Source organism: Alteromonas sp. ABM1_013, from assembly GCF_056160505.1.
The window spans coordinates 412,178-426,054 of sequence record NZ_JBSWXH010000004.1 but is presented as its reverse complement, the minus strand read 5'-3'; the positions used below and the strand labels follow the sequence as shown (position 1 = coordinate 426,054).

14 protein-coding genes are annotated in these 13,877 nt (G+C 44.2%); 7 read left to right on the top strand and 7 right to left on the bottom strand.

What is annotated here, in order from left to right; all coding sequences use genetic code 11:
- Positions 1–11: 11 nt before the first annotated feature.
- The 4 genes from purH to prmA all read right to left on the bottom strand — a co-directional run bounded on the left by purH (position 12) and on the right by prmA (position 4,264).
- Positions 12–1,610: a bifunctional phosphoribosylaminoimidazolecarboxamide formyltransferase/IMP cyclohydrolase gene (gene purH / locus ACXAGK_RS13775; RefSeq protein ID WP_474856668.1), complete on the bottom strand. Its 1,599-nt coding sequence runs from the start codon at positions 1,608–1,610 to the stop codon at positions 12–14.
- Positions 1,611–1,692: 82 nt separating this feature from the next.
- On the bottom strand, positions 1,693–1,986 hold the full coding sequence (gene fis, locus ACXAGK_RS13770) for a DNA-binding transcriptional regulator Fis (protein WP_012520109.1): 294 nt from the start codon (positions 1,984–1,986) through the stop codon (positions 1,693–1,695).
- Between the two features lie 30 nt (positions 1,987–2,016).
- A complete protein-coding gene (gene dusB, locus ACXAGK_RS13765) occupies positions 2,017–3,015 on the bottom strand; it encodes a tRNA dihydrouridine synthase DusB (protein ID WP_474803715.1) in 999 nt (332 codons plus the stop codon).
- A 370-nt stretch (positions 3,016–3,385) separates the two neighbouring features.
- Positions 3,386–4,264: a 50S ribosomal protein L11 methyltransferase gene (gene prmA / locus ACXAGK_RS13760; protein ID WP_474856667.1), complete on the bottom strand. Its 879-nt coding sequence runs from the start codon at positions 4,262–4,264 to the stop codon at positions 3,386–3,388.
- A 207-nt stretch (positions 4,265–4,471) separates the two neighbouring features.
- Here prmA and ACXAGK_RS13755 point away from each other — a divergent pair, with 207 nt between their 5' ends.
- The 5 genes from ACXAGK_RS13755 to ACXAGK_RS13735 all read left to right on the top strand — a co-directional run bounded on the left by ACXAGK_RS13755 (position 4,472) and on the right by ACXAGK_RS13735 (position 9,568).
- Positions 4,472–5,233 carry a substrate-binding periplasmic protein gene (locus ACXAGK_RS13755; RefSeq protein ID WP_474856666.1) on the top strand — a complete coding sequence of 254 codons (762 nt, stop codon included), beginning with the start codon at positions 4,472–4,474 and terminating at the stop codon, positions 5,231–5,233.
- Positions 5,234–5,400: 167 nt separating this feature from the next.
- A complete protein-coding gene (locus ACXAGK_RS13750; protein ID WP_474856665.1) occupies positions 5,401–7,026 on the top strand; it encodes an amidase in 1,626 nt (541 codons plus the stop codon).
- 345 nt (positions 7,027–7,371) lie between these two features.
- A complete protein-coding gene (locus ACXAGK_RS13745; protein WP_474856664.1) occupies positions 7,372–8,160 on the top strand; it encodes a hypothetical protein in 789 nt (262 codons plus the stop codon).
- Positions 8,161–8,171: 11 nt separating this feature from the next.
- The gene (locus tag ACXAGK_RS13740; RefSeq protein ID WP_474856663.1) at positions 8,172–8,933 is read left to right on the top strand and encodes a hypothetical protein; all 762 of its coding nucleotides are present in this window, start codon (positions 8,172–8,174) and stop codon (positions 8,931–8,933) included.
- Positions 8,930–9,568 carry a hypothetical protein gene (locus tag ACXAGK_RS13735; RefSeq protein ID WP_474856662.1) on the top strand — a complete coding sequence of 213 codons (639 nt, stop codon included), beginning with the start codon at positions 8,930–8,932 and terminating at the stop codon, positions 9,566–9,568. Before ACXAGK_RS13740 ends, ACXAGK_RS13735 begins: the two co-directional genes overlap by 4 nt.
- Before the next feature lie 183 nt (positions 9,569–9,751).
- Here the strand turns inward: ACXAGK_RS13735 and ACXAGK_RS13730 are convergent, their stop codons facing one another.
- The 3 genes from ACXAGK_RS13730 to ACXAGK_RS13720 form a co-directional block, all read right to left on the bottom strand.
- Positions 9,752–10,045 carry a high-potential iron-sulfur protein gene (locus ACXAGK_RS13730; protein ID WP_118491294.1) on the bottom strand — a complete coding sequence of 98 codons (294 nt, stop codon included), beginning with the start codon at positions 10,043–10,045 and terminating at the stop codon, positions 9,752–9,754.
- Between the two features lie 222 nt (positions 10,046–10,267).
- On the bottom strand, positions 10,268–10,897 hold the full coding sequence (locus tag ACXAGK_RS13725; protein ID WP_474856661.1) for a flavin reductase family protein: 630 nt from the start codon (positions 10,895–10,897) through the stop codon (positions 10,268–10,270).
- Positions 10,890–11,081 carry a zinc ribbon domain-containing protein gene (locus ACXAGK_RS13720; protein WP_105932532.1) on the bottom strand — a complete coding sequence of 64 codons (192 nt, stop codon included), beginning with the start codon at positions 11,079–11,081 and terminating at the stop codon, positions 10,890–10,892. The genes ACXAGK_RS13725 and ACXAGK_RS13720 overlap by 8 nt, the downstream gene beginning before the upstream one ends.
- Before the next feature lie 190 nt (positions 11,082–11,271).
- On the opposite strand from ACXAGK_RS13720, the gene ACXAGK_RS13715 reads away from it, so the two are divergent.
- Together ACXAGK_RS13715 and ACXAGK_RS13710 are read left to right on the top strand one after the other, a co-directional pair.
- Positions 11,272–11,559 (top strand): hypothetical protein, encoded by a 288-nt coding sequence (locus ACXAGK_RS13715; RefSeq protein ID WP_269917953.1) that lies wholly within the window; start codon positions 11,272–11,274, stop codon positions 11,557–11,559.
- Positions 11,560–11,677: 118 nt separating this feature from the next.
- Complete coding sequence (locus ACXAGK_RS13710) at positions 11,678–13,822, top strand: exonuclease domain-containing protein (RefSeq protein WP_474856660.1); 2,145 nt, start codon at positions 11,678–11,680, stop codon at positions 13,820–13,822.
- Positions 13,823–13,877: the final 55 nt, after the last annotated feature.

Below are 13,877 nucleotides of genomic sequence, written 5' to 3'. Positions count from 1 at the left end.
GTAACTATTTATTAGTGACGGAAGTGACGCATGCCCGTAAACACCATAGCAATTCCGTGTTCGTCAGCGGCGTCAATTACTTCTTGGTCGCGCATAGAGCCGCCAGGCTGAATTACTGCCTTAATGCCAGCTTCAGCTGCAGCGTCAATGCCGTCGCGGAATGGGAAGAAAGCGTCAGACGCCATAACAGAGCCAGCCACTTCAAGGTTCTCGTCAGCTGCTTTAATACCTGCAATTTTTGCAGAGTAAACACGGCTCATTTGGCCTGCGCCCACGCCCACTGTCATGCCGTCTTTGCAGTAAACAATCGCGTTAGACTTCACGTATTTTGCTACCTTCCAGCAGAACATAAGGTCGCGCAGTTCTTCTTCGCTCGGCTTACGTTTAGTCACCACTTCAAGGTCTTCCATTTCAACCATGCCGAAGTCGCGCTCTTGTACTAATAAACCGCCGTTTACGCGTTTAAAGTCATAACCTTCAGTTAGCTGGCCAGCCCAATCGCCACACGCTAGAAGGCGTACGTTTTTCTTCGCACTTACGACTTCTTTCGCTTCATCGCTTACCGTTGGTGCAATAATCACTTCTACAAATTGACGGTCAACAATGGCTTGTGCTGTTTTCGCATCAAGCTCGCGGTTAAACGCAATAATGCCGCCAAATGCAGACGTTGGGTCAGTTTTAAACGCACGGTCGTAGGCACTTAGAATATCGTCGCCAATAGCAACACCGCACGGGTTAGCGTGCTTAACGATTACACATGCTGGCTCTTCGAATTCCTTAACGCACTCTAGCGCTGCATCGGTATCAGCAATGTTGTTAAACGATAATTCTTTACCTTGAAGCTGGGTAGCTGTAGCAACAGAGGCTTCCTGAATGTTGTTTTCAACATAGAAAGCCGCTTCTTGATGGCTATTTTCGCCATAGCGAAGGTCTTGCTTCTTAGTAAGCTGCATGTTGTAGGTACGTGGGAATTCACTATGCTGGTGGTCGCAGTCTGCTTCACAACCTGTGCTATCTAAACGCGCACCAAAATAGTTCGCAATCATGCCGTCGTATTCAGCTGTGTGTTCAAATGCTTTGATGGCTAAATCGAAGCGTGTGCTGTAAGACAAAGAGCCGTTATTGTCGTTCATTTCAGCAAGTACGCGAGCGTAGTCAGACGCATTAACTACAATAGTCACATCTTTATGGTTTTTCGCAGCAGCACGTACCATGGTCGGTCCGCCGATATCGATATTTTCAATCGCATCTTCTAGCGTGCAGTCTTCGTTTGCCACGGTTGCAGCAAATGGGTAAAGGTTAACTACCACAAGGTCGATAGGCGCAATGTTGTGCTCTTCCATCACTGCTTCATCGGTACCGCGACGACCAAGGATACCGCCATGAATTTTAGGGTGAAGCGTTTTAACACGACCTGCCATGATTTCTGGGTGACCAGTGTGATCAGACACTTCTTTCACAGGTAAGCCAGCATCAGCAAGGAGTTTCGCGGTACCGCCCGTCGACAGAAGTTCTACGCCAGCGTTATGCAGCGCTGTCGCGAAATCGAGGATACCGGTTTTATCAGAGACACTAAGGAGAGCACGTTTAATTGGTTTTGGTGTTTGCATAAATTTTAAGTTTCTAATGTTGTAGTGTTGAAACAAAAAGAGCACCGATTGGTGCTCTTTGGTGGGCAAAGCCCTTGGAATCTTAGTTCATGCCGTATTGCTTAAGCTTCTTGCGAAGTGTGCCACGGTTGATGCCCATCATGATGGCAGCGCGGGTTTGATTGCCGCGTGTGTAAGTCATGACTTCTTCTAGCAGCGGCGCTTCAACTTCAGCCAGTACCATTTCGTACAGGTTATCGATGTTTGCGTTATCCAATTGCTTAAGGTACTTGTTAACCGCTTGCTTTACAGAGTCACGCAGTGGCTTTTGAGCTTGCGTTTGTGAAGGCGTAGTTACTGTAGTAGTAAAAGGTGAAGTCACGTTTTGATCGAACATAATACTGTGTTGCTCTTAAGTTAGTCATCACTATGCTGCGGGAGAGATCTGTCGGGTCTCTCGTGTCTGCAGCGCTTGAAAATATGCATTTAGTGCATCGAGTTGCTCATTCGCATCATCGATAGCGTTAAACGTTTTACGAAACTGACGATCCGTATCGTGCTCCGCGAGATACCAGCCCACGTGCTTACGGGCAATTCTTACACCGGCTATGTCGCCATAAAAGTCCTGCACATTAGCTACATGCTCGTGCAAGAGTTCATATAACTCTGACAGTGGCGGTGCTGGTAGGTTCTCGCCCGTTTCAAGATAATGTTGGATCTGTTTAAAAATCCAAGGCTTACCTTGCGCGCCGCGACCTATCATTACGCCATCTGCACCAGTGTAATTCAGCACCTCTTGTGCTTTCTCTGGAGAAGTAATGTCACCATTTGCAATAACCGGAATTGATATTGCCGCCTTTATTTGACGTATGGTGTCGTACTCCGCTTCTCCCTTATACATACAAGCTCGCGTTCTGCCATGAACAGCAAGCGACTGTATGCCGTTTTGCTCTGCAATGCGGGCAATGTCTACCCCATTGCGATTTTCTGGGTTCCAGCCGGTGCGAATTTTCAGCGTCACGGGTACGTCAACAGCATTAACTACTGCTTTAATAATCGCTTCCACTGTGTCTGGGTATTGAAGCAGCGCAGAACCTGCTAGCTTCTTATTGACCTTTTTAGCAGGACAACCCATGTTGATGTCGATGATTTGCGCACCGTTATCTACATTAAATTGTGCCGCTTGAGCCATAAGCTCAGGGTCAGCCCCAGCTATCTGTACAGAGCGAATGCCTTCTTCACCCTCATGATTCATACGCGCCTGTGATTTGGCTGTGTTCCAAACCTTCGGATTACTCGAAAGCATTTCTGAAACAACAAGCCCTGCACCTAAGCGCTTACAAAGTTGGCGAAACGGTCTGTCTGTTACGCCAGCCATGGGGGCCAACATCAAATTGTTTTCTAACTCGTAAGGTCCAATTCGCATTGTAAAATGTATAGCTCGCCATCTAAAACTGCACAGAAAATATACACCCGGCTAAAACGGGGCGCTAAGTGTACGTGTTTTCGCAAGGCTTGAAAAGGCTAAAAATCACACAAAATTTCACTTCGTGGTCTTGACAGTGAAAAAAATCTGTCACATTAGTAAGCTAACGCCGATTTTTAGACTAAATATTGTACGAAAGTCTTACAGCCCCCGATTTGAAAGGGCTGTAATGTGAAAAAAATTAACAAATTATTAGATGCTGACGATTTTTATCGTATGAATTTTCGTCGCAATATTGCGGTGGTTTACCGTAAAGACTCTTACTTGACTAGACGTAAAATTAACCGTCTAGTCAATTTTATAATCGCGCTTAGTGTTTTTTGCCCGACACTCGCGCCCATTCTCCATCAATGGCGCTGGGCTCAAGCGTGATATCGCTAGCATAGGCGTCTTCAATTCGAGTTACTTGCTCTGCCAGTATGCCGGAAAGCACTAACAAGCCGTCTTTTTTGCAATAGTTAGTAATAACGCTTTGCAGTTCCAGTAACGGACCAGACAATATATTTGCCATAACCACATCGGCTTCTAGTTCAGGTTGGTCTTTTGGTAGATATACATCCAGGCGGTCTTCGACGCCATTGCGACGCGCGTTTTCTTTTGTTGCTTGAAGAGCTTGTGGGTCAATATCAATTCCAATAACGCGCTTAGCACCTAGTTTCAATGCTGCCAGCGCTAAAATGCCTGAACCACAGCCAAAATCGACCACAGTTTTATCTGTCATATCTATGCCGTCTAACCAACGTAGACACAGTGCAGTAGTAGGGTGCGTACCCGTGCCAAAAGCAAGGCCTGGGTCCAACATAACGTTAACGGCATCAGGGTCTGGAACGTCGCGCCAGCTTGGGCAAATCCACAGGCGCTCGCCAAACTGCATTGGGTGGAAATTATCCATCCACTCTCGTTCCCAGTCTTTATCTTCAAGCGGCTCTAGCTTGTATTTAAAGTCTGGGCCAAGCACTTTAGCTTTACCTAGGCGCTGCAGAATACTTTTCATATCCGCATCTGCTTCAAACAAACCCACTACTTGTGTGTCTGGCCACAGTAACACTTCGCCCGGCTTGGGTTCGTACATTGGGGTGTCTTTCGCGTCGACATAGGTAACCGCCTGCGAGCCATTTGCAGTTAGCATGTCGCCTATTGATTCCGCGTATTCAGAAGAAGTATTAATTCGAAGTTGTAGCCAAGCCATATTTATCGTTCGTTGGGACCTTTGCGGGTTATTGTACCTTTGCTTGGCGTTAAACAAAATGAAAGCAAGCGAAAAGCGGTAACAATAGGCACCATTTTCTGTGTCCGTGAGGCTTTAGTGCTTTAGTCTTTTGTCCACTAGTATGAATCAATAATGCGCTTATAGTAGTTATCAATGCGGTTCGATCGTAAAGTTAACCGGAGTTTTATGCGTATTCTTATCCCTTTTTTGTGTGCTGTTGCCATTGCTTTGCCTGCTAAAGCCCGTGAATTAGACGTGGTGGTTGGCTGGAATAAGCCTCCCTATGTTATTTCACAAGAACACAGCGGTTTTGAAATTGACCTGGTAAGAGCCATATTAGCAGAAATGGGGCATACGCTTTCGCCCATCTACGTTCCTTTTGGGCGAACTGCGCGGCTCTTAGAAGATAGCGCTGTGGATATAGGCCTGACACAAAGCGCTGCGCACGATGTAGATGATTCTATCCTTTCCGATCCATACATTATTTATCAAAATGTTGTTGTGACAAAAACGCAAAATAACTTTGGTTTTAGTGAAGTCAGTGATCTTAAAAGTAAGCGTGTCATTGGGTTTCAAACGGCGCAATCGGTATTAGGTGAAAAGTTCAAGCAAGCATTAGCGCTAGAGCCAATGTATATGGAAATGGCAAGGCAAGACCGTCAGGTCGATATGCTCATGGCCGACCACGTGGACGCGATTGTTTTAGATAGAAACATTTTCAACTACTTCAAGTCTCAAAATAGCGCCTATGTTGAAGAAGAAACCGTATTCCACGAGTTGTTTCCTATCTCAATATATTGCGCGGCTATACCCAACCCAAAGCTGAGAGCAGAGTTTAATTCAGCCCTTCATCGCTTTATTACAGATGGTCGGTATCAATTACTGCTCGATGAATATCAGCTTGATAATCTGCTTCATAAACTGCCAAAGGCGCCCGCCAAACTGTGAATACGTATTTTATCATGTAGACAGTGAACCATTTCTGATTCAACGTATATCAAACTAGCAATACGTTTATGTCCGTCACTTTTTACCTAACCGTAGATAAGGCATGATGGTAAAAAGGTCATGGCATAACATCGTTTTCATAAAAACAATGCGTTAAGGAAAGCTCTATGTTGAAACAGTGGTATTTACTGGCTGTAACCTTGCTGTGCACCGCCTGTGTGTCGCAATCGCACTATGAAGATAGCGATAATAATAAGTGGCTAGATCAGCCAGCATACCTGCAGGCTCAAGCTATTGCTCAAGGCGATATTACATCGGCAGAGCTAGTGAGCGGGTATTTAGCTCGAATTAATGAGTTAGATAAAAAGACAAATAGCGTTTTAGCACTAAACCCCAATGCATTAGCAGACGCTAAATCAATTGATAAACAATTTGCCAGTGGAGCGGAATTAGGCCCGTTAGCCGGTATCCCTGTACTTTTAAAAGACAATATAGAGAGCGCAGAAATGCCCACAACGGCAGGCTCTATGGCGCTTATTAATAACGACACCGGACGAGACGCCCCCATTGTGGCGAAGCTAAAAGCAGCGGGCGCGATTATTTTAGGTAAAACAAATTTGTCTGAATGGGCAAACTTTCGTTCTGAATCATCGATAAGCGGTTGGAGCGCAGTGGGTGGCTTAACTCGAAATCCTCACATATTATCAAGAAGCGCATGCGGTTCGTCGTCTGGCTCCGGCGCAGCGATGTCGCTTCGATTAGCGTCACTTGCCGTAGGTACTGAAACCAATGGTTCTATAATCTGCCCAGCATCTATTAACGGTGTAGTGGGCTTCAAGCCAACCGTTGGTTTACTTTCAAGAACGCACATTGTACCCATTTCATTCAGCCAAGATACGGCCGGACCCATGACAACCAACGTTCAAGACGCATGGCTGATGATAGCGGTAATGGCTGGCGAAGATGCAAGCGATAGTGCTACTGAAAATACAGCTTCCCATCGACCTGACATGCCTTCATCGGAAATGTTGGCAACAGATTTAAAAGGCAAACGCATTGGCGTTGTCAGGTATCGTCAAGGTGATAACCCTCATGTACTGGAAGTTTACGAAAGCGCGCTAAATCAGTTAAAAGCATCGGGTGCTACGCTGGTGGATATAAGTGATTTTTCACAGCCTGATTCCTTTTGGGCCGACTCTTACAATGTTTTACTCAGCGAATTCCATCACAGCATCAACGAATATTTGTCGGGGTCGCCAGCAGAGATCCCTGTAAGAAATCTATCTGAGCTTATTGCTTTTAACAACCAAACCGAGCGAGAGCTAGCGTTATTCAATCAAGATATTTTTGAAAAGTCGCTAGACGCTGCGCCTATTGATAGCGAAGCATATCAAAGCGCCCTTCGCCTTATTCAAGATACAGCGGGCAAAAACGGTATTGACGCATTGCTAGCAAAACACGACGTGGATGTATTAGTTGCGCCTTCAAACAGCCCTTCATTTTTAATCGACGGTGTGTATGGCGATCATTCGCCAGCTGGTTTCATTGGTATAGGCTATTTAGCCGCTGTTGCCGGCTATCCACATCTCACAGTACCAGCGGGTGAAGTGAAAGGTCTTCCAGTAGGTATTAGCTTTATCGGAGGTAAGTGGCAGGATGAAAATGTGCTGAAAATAGGCAAAGTTTTTGAAGCAAAACATGGCTTCTTTATTAAGCCCGGCCTTTTACCAACCCGTTTTGCCAACCCAAGTTTAAAAGGTATTGATGAAGGGGTTCAAGTAACCGCTAAGTAATAGTAATTACTTGTAACTTAAATTCTGTTAAAAGATGTTAAACGGGTAAGCCTTGATGATTAAAGTGACTCAAATTATTTGAGCATTTCAGGTAATGAGAGTCATTTTATGTTCTGGCCACAATTTCAAAAAATAAGTTAAAAAAATGTGGTTAAATTTTGAGCAATGTGTAAAGCTTATGCTTGTTGACTTGAACGGTACGTCTTTTCAGACAGCCAAATTACGGACATTGTTCATTGCCTGAATTCGCTTGGCGAGAAGAAGTGTAGTGGAGAGGTCAACACATATAAACAATGACTGCGGTAAATGTCACTTCATTCTAGATTATCACTATGGAGGTGTATTATGTCTGGAACTTCTGAAGCAGTTACTCAGGCCACGAGACTAAGCGAAATTGGATTCCCTGAATTTACGACTAAACTCATAACCGATGTGTTTGACGCCTTAATCTCTAGCAACATCCGCCAAACCGAAGCTTATATCGAGCTTCTCCAACAAACTAGCAAATCGCTTACTTCCTTTATCAATGACACCAAAGACGATATTAGTGGTGACATGATTTTAGATTTTTTAGCACGTGCGTTACCTGCTGATGTGGACGATCAAGAGAAGGTTACCGCTGTTGAAAATAACGGAGGAAACGCCACATTAGATCAAGCACAAGCTGATGCGTTAAATAAAGCACTTGAAACCCCGGCAGAAGCGGGAGTAGCCGACAATAATCAAGTTGCTGTAGATGGTCAAAATTCGTATGACGCTATTCTAGATGCGGTAGCGAAGCGAATATCGGTGAATAAATATGACATGCTCAAAGAAATGGTCAAGCAAGGAATCTTGCGCTTGGTCATTGAGAATGGTGACATAGAAACGCGTTTAACGTTTACAACCTATGGCTCGTCTTTCAGCCGAGAAACACAAAACAAATACAACCGCAAAGCGTTTTCTGCACAAGCTCGTGCTAAAACTGGCTCTATTTTATCTCGGTGGGTCAAAGCATCGGCATCAACTAAGTATTCGAATGTGACAGTAACGACAACGAGTAAAGTTGATCAAGATAGATCAGGCTCAAGAGTAAATATTTTTGGTGGTGTGAAAATTAACTTCCGCACCGATTATTTACCGCTAGATCAGTAAGGAAACGCGCCATGTCAAACTCAGCTCTTAATGAGCTGGGTTTTGCCGAGTTTGTGGCAAAGCTCATCTCAGATACGTTTGGTGCGGTTCTCGCATCGCAAATCGAACAACAAGATAAAATATCAGAACTAAGCAGTCTATTGTCACTTTCAGACGACGAGTTTGTTGCAATATGTATGCAAGACGATGAACTTGTTTTCCAATTAGAAGAGAATCTCAAACAGCGTTATCCGTTTGATAGCGATACAGAGCACGCGGTCTACAAGGGCGCACCGTATCAAGCACCGACGCAACAAAAAGAAGAGTCCCCCCCATTTTTTAAAGACCTAGGAATTTCACTAGAGGAAAAACAGGACTTTTCAGGCAAAAAATTAACCGAAGAAGGAGCAAAGAAAGTAAAAATAGCTGTCATGCTAACGATTGCGCAAAAGCAACGGCAATTACTCTCTGATGTGTTGGTAAACGGCATTCCTAAGCTGTCTGTCGATCATGGTAAGATCAACGCTAAGCTCACTTTTAGCATGAAGGACGATGGCTCACAGGAAGAGGGGGAAGAGAGTAACTCAGCGTCAAGCAGAAATGCAACAATAAACAGAAACTTAACTCTGAGTAATTTGTCAGTAGCCAATCGTTTTGCCGGGGTTATCGATACGTCAAAATTGATTAAAACAAGGCTTAACATTACGCCAGCAAGTAATCGCGCGCCGCAAGACGCTCAAAGTAGCGCAAACATCTACAGCGAAGTAGAAATTCACTTCAAGTCCATTTTATGAGTACTTCTACTGACGTACAGAGCTTAATTTGGTTAATACATGCTGAAATGGCAACGGTAATGAATACCATAGCCGGTCAGCAGTCTAGTTTCGGTGTAGAGAGTATCCGAGTAAGAATGGGCCAGCTAACCGATGACGAAAGTAATAGTGAAGCCGCACCTCAACTTGATCTCCAACGCTACCCGCTTGCACAAGATGGGTGGTTACTAGACGTCCATTATAATGTTCACTCTATGGACACACCTTTGGTGCCAGCGAAGTGGAAAGGCTTAAAAAGCGATATTGAGGTCATTCGCCTTCAAGGCGTTGGTCCACAACTTACCAAGCGACTGCACAATTTGCAGATCTTTACCATCGATGAACTTAGTCGTATGAAAGCTGAATTAGTCAAGGCTCATGAACTGAGGCCGTATCAAACGATAGCTGCATTAGCCTTATCGTTGCCACCCATCGCATTAACTTCTGAAATCCTTAAAAACTCGCCGCTATGGTTAATTGACAATGAATCATGGTTAAGCACACAAGTGTCTTCAAAAAGCCATCTCCGAGCACTTTCTACTTGGCTGCGGCAGTTAGAGGTTTGTTTGGACAATAAGTGGCTATCTCGTGTTTCGCTAAATGAAATTGTTGGTTGAATACGCCCAATGTTTTTAGTTCAGCGAAAAATAGTCATCATTTCATTTTGTTGGTCACTACACACGATAGATAGGCGGACTTGGCTAGCGTAGGTGCTGATACTTACACGACTGTTTATAACTTAACAAAACGCCCGGCTAACAATTGACGGGCGCTAAGTGAAGTTACAATGACTAAAGTTGTTAGCCTGGCTTTTTAACCCAAGCACTACACCAGCCATCAGCGTTAACCAGCTTATTAGGGAAAATGTTACAAGGGCGATATTGTTCACCATCTGCACCCTGCACGTACATGCAGTTTGCACATTTTGCACCTTCAACGGTTGAAGACGGTGTGTAGTTTAATGCTTTCGCAGTTGGGTCATCAGCACTCAATTGTTCTTGAGCTTGTGCACGTAACGCTACACCACCTAATGTAAGACCGATAACTGTAGAGCCAGACAGTTTTAAAAAGTCACGGCGGTTTACAGATTTCATAACATTCTCCTTAAGAGATAGAAACGATAATGATTCTTTTTTATTCAGTGTCTTAAACGCAAAAACCTGCCCAAAGAGGCAGGTTTTGTGTAATGTTTAAATACTATCTCTTTTTGAAAAAAGATCGAATGAAATGTCTTATTTTCACTTGATCTAGATTAAATAAACTTCAGAGTAATAATACCCGATAGTAATTATCAGACCCTTCTATCTGCTACAAGTTCATTTTTTAGCTAGAGGGACTCCGGGTTTGGCGTAGGCAAACTGTGCAACACGCGTAGTGCTATGATAGCTATCTAATCCAGAAATACAGGCAGTGTTTGCTTTTTCTATATCGGCGTATCCGTCTTCATCAATAATGCTCTCTGGCATATGAAGCTCTTGAATTTCTCCAATAACCATTTCGGTTTCGTTAAGCAGTTTTAAATGTTGCGCTACTTTTAAGCCCATCTTGATTTCGCTTTCTTTAACAAACGGTGCACTAAATGTCTCGCTAAACTGCGGCGTTAAACCCACTGCTTCAAATTCGCTCTCATCTGGGGCGTAGCGAGCAGACGTTTGGTGCGCTTTGTCTACCCAATCAGTCGACACGTGATTTAGCGTATAAAAGCCCTGTTGCTTTATATTACTAAGGGAGTCTCGTGCCACAGTATGTGGGCGCATTATCATGCCTACAAGTGGCGGGTTAGCACCCACATGAACGATAGAGCTTACAATGGCTAAATTGTTGGTGTTTCCGTTTGTGGTACCCACTAACGTAGCCGACTTAAAGCCAGACAAGCTATTGACTAGATTAGCTCGGTATCGCTGTGCAAGCGCATCTATATCGCTGCGTGTAAACTGCTTAGTCATTTTCTCGTTCTGCCTCAATTTGAATGTCGTCACCATGCTGATAAGTGGTCAACTCTATGGGTTGGCAGCACACCTGACAGTCGAGTACTTGGACTTGACCCACATCGTTAACCTCATCTATCTCAACGTCATTAGGCGCCATACAGTAAGGGCACGAGAAGCCCATGGAACGGGTTAAGCTCATATTTTATTGCCTTATTAATCATGAATAGTGTTTATTACGTAATGCTAAGACGAGTGGATTTTCTTTGGCAAAATACCCCATTGTTTATGAAAAAACCGTGCTGAGGCAATCGCAATAGCCATTATTAAATGAAAGGCTTAATAATTAGCCCGAATAAACAGCAGCAAGGTGAATGAATAGAGGTGATGGTGTGGCAAATAAAGTAGGAAACTGCCCGTGTTGTAATAGAGAAACGCGACTTACTTATCATCATCTTATCCCGAAAAAAATGCACCGACGCACCTATTTCAAAAAGCACTTTAGCAAAGCCGAACTGCAGGACGGTATTTATATTTGTAGGCAGTGCCATAGCGGCATACATCGCTTTTATGATGAGATGACATTGGCCAAGCACTATTTTAATTTACAACGCTTACTAGATGACGAGCAGCTTTCAACGTTCTTTCAGTGGGTGTCTAAACAGCGAGTGCGTGTTTAATAAATGGCTTGGTCTAATACCGGCCAGTAGACTTTAAATACATTCGATATGGATTTAATTTGATTAACTTGGCTGTATAAATATACACTATTGGTGTTTTCATAGCCAAAGATACCTCATGCGAAAAGATTTACCGCCACGTTATTACCTCACACATTTTCACGAGTTCCTTAAGTTCTTTGAAGGTGCTAACAGCATGCTTTTGAGTGATGAGGCAGCTGATTTTGTTGAGCGCTTCAACGCATTAAACGATGATAAAAAATGTATTGTGGTGCGCGCTGCAAATCGCAAATATGCGGTTATTGACAGAACCCAGTTTAACTACGGCGAAATAACCGAGCCGCAAGCACAAATAGATTGTCTCATTGATAGCGGGTGGTTTGGCGACCTTTCGAACGCGTCGCTTAATGATATCGCCGGCGTTCTAACCAAAGATGCGTTGTTGGCGCTTCTTGCTGAATACGGCAGTACGCAGGGGCTCGCGTCTCTCACTAAGCCTAAACTCGTGACGTTACTTAATGAACATATCGGTGCTAGAGGCTGGCCAGAGAGCTTTTCGCTAAACAACTATTTAGTGTGTCTATTTGATAATGCGCTTCGCTATTTACTGTTTATCTATTTCGGTAATACCAAAAGCCGTCTGAATCAGTTTTCTATGCGCGATCTCGGTGTAATGAGAACCCGCTCCGATTCGGTAACCGATACTGCACGCTTTGAAAGTAAAAGCGATGCGCAAGCAGCTTGGTTTTACGCCAACCACTATAGCCAGCTAGCCTTTTATAACAATGATATGTTACTTGCCTTAGCGGATAGTGATTTCCCTGCTACAGAAGGTGTGTCAGCCAGTTTCTATCGCGATCAGCTGCTTTACGCACTTGGGCTTAAAGTGTTGGCTTTCGATAGGGCCAAAGGGTTAGACATTTTAAAACTAGCGCAAAGCGATAAAGCGAAAGAAAAGTGGCTAAGAGAGAGCTATAAAGACGGACAAGAAGATGACGTCAAACAAGCTCTTGAGGGCATTATTGATAATCCTCAATCTGATACGCTATTAGCGTTTGCCGAAGATTTTTATGCCCGTAAATACCATAAAAAGCGTACCAGTACCGTTACCGATATGCTACGAAATGCAAGCAGGTCGTTAGATATTGATGTAAGCCAAAATCAGCAGGTAGAACGCGGCGTATTGGCCCATTATGCAAGGCAAGGCGTAGAAGGCTGGCGCACAGAAAACCGTTTGTGGCGAAGTTTATTCGGTCTTACTTTTTGGAAGCAACTTTACGAAGAAGATACGCTGGTTACTGAGTTCGATCGCAGGCCATTATCGCTTAAGCAAAATAACTTTTACGCCAAGTTTGAGCAAAGTATTGAAGCACTGCTGCTTGCCCTTGATAGCAAAGAGAAACTGCGCTTTCACATTCATAAAATGGCCACAATGCACTATGGCAAAGTGAACAGCCTGTTTATGTGGTCAAGCCATTTGCTTACGCCTTTAGAGGCTCTGATAGAACACGGTTCTCTCGACAGTATCTATGCTTTACTTCGCATGATGTGTAAAGATTTTGAAAGCCTGCGCGATGGTTTCCCCGACATTATGGTGTTTGACGGCGCGCTTCGCTTTGAAGAAATTAAAGCGCCGGGCGATCAGCTTCGCCGTAACCAATTGGTTTCCATTCAGCGTTTGCAGCAAGCTGGTTTTGATGTTGCGGTAACAACCGTAAAATGGATACGCGACCCTGCACAGCCTTATGTTGTGGTAGATATAGAGACCACAGGGGGCAACAACAGTTATAACCGTATTACCGAAATAGGCATGGTTAAATTAGTCGGCGGTGAAGAGGTAGACAGACTTCAAACCTTGTTGAATCCGCAGCGCAGAATTCCTAGTAATATAACACGTCTTACCGGGATTTCAGATGACATGGTGGCAGACGCGCCGCTTTTTGCTGAAGTTGCAGATCAGGTGGCGCGCTTTACTGAAGACGCTGTGTTTGTTGCCCATAACGTGAACTTTGACTATGGGTTCATTAAACAAGAGTTTGCGCGGTTAGAGCAGCATTTTAGGCGACCAAAAATGTGCACAGTTCGCGAAATGCGCCGCACTTATCCAGGGTTGCCCTCGTACTCTTTGGCTAACCTAACCAAGCACTTCCATATCGAAATGGAGCAGCACCACCGCGCGTTAAGTGATGCCAAGGCTGCTGCCGAGTTGTTAAAGCTAGCGTTTGAGAAAGATGATGAATCGACGAGTCTGTCAGCGAATTAATAACGTTGTTATTAAACTTTTTAGCATATGGGCACTGAACAAAATGCGCGTAAAC

Coding starts and splice junctions, on each gene's coding strand:
- ACXAGK_RS13755 (WP_474856666.1), top strand. CDS start 4,472: ATGCGTATTCTTATCCCTTTTTTGTGTGCTGTTGCCATTGCTTTGCCT.
- fis (WP_012520109.1), bottom strand. CDS start 1,986: ATGTTCGATCAAAACGTGACTTCACCTTTTACTACTACAGTAACTACG.
- purH (WP_474856668.1), bottom strand. CDS start 1,610: ATGCAAACACCAAAACCAATTAAACGTGCTCTCCTTAGTGTCTCTGAT.
- ACXAGK_RS13740 (WP_474856663.1), top strand. CDS start 8,172: ATGTCAAACTCAGCTCTTAATGAGCTGGGTTTTGCCGAGTTTGTGGCA.
- ACXAGK_RS13720 (WP_105932532.1), bottom strand. CDS start 11,081: ATGAGCTTAACCCGTTCCATGGGCTTCTCGTGCCCTTACTGTATGGCG.
- prmA (WP_474856667.1), bottom strand. CDS start 4,264: ATGGCTTGGCTACAACTTCGAATTAATACTTCTTCTGAATACGCGGAA.
- ACXAGK_RS13725 (WP_474856661.1), bottom strand. CDS start 10,897: ATGACTAAGCAGTTTACACGCAGCGATATAGATGCGCTTGCACAGCGA.
- ACXAGK_RS13735 (WP_474856662.1), top strand. CDS start 8,930: ATGAGTACTTCTACTGACGTACAGAGCTTAATTTGGTTAATACATGCT.
- ACXAGK_RS13750 (WP_474856665.1), top strand. CDS start 5,401: ATGTTGAAACAGTGGTATTTACTGGCTGTAACCTTGCTGTGCACCGCC.
- dusB (WP_474803715.1), bottom strand. CDS start 3,015: ATGCGAATTGGACCTTACGAGTTAGAAAACAATTTGATGTTGGCCCCC.
- ACXAGK_RS13710 (WP_474856660.1), top strand. CDS start 11,678: ATGCGAAAAGATTTACCGCCACGTTATTACCTCACACATTTTCACGAG.
- ACXAGK_RS13745 (WP_474856664.1), top strand. CDS start 7,372: ATGTCTGGAACTTCTGAAGCAGTTACTCAGGCCACGAGACTAAGCGAA.
- ACXAGK_RS13730 (WP_118491294.1), bottom strand. CDS start 10,045: ATGAAATCTGTAAACCGCCGTGACTTTTTAAAACTGTCTGGCTCTACA.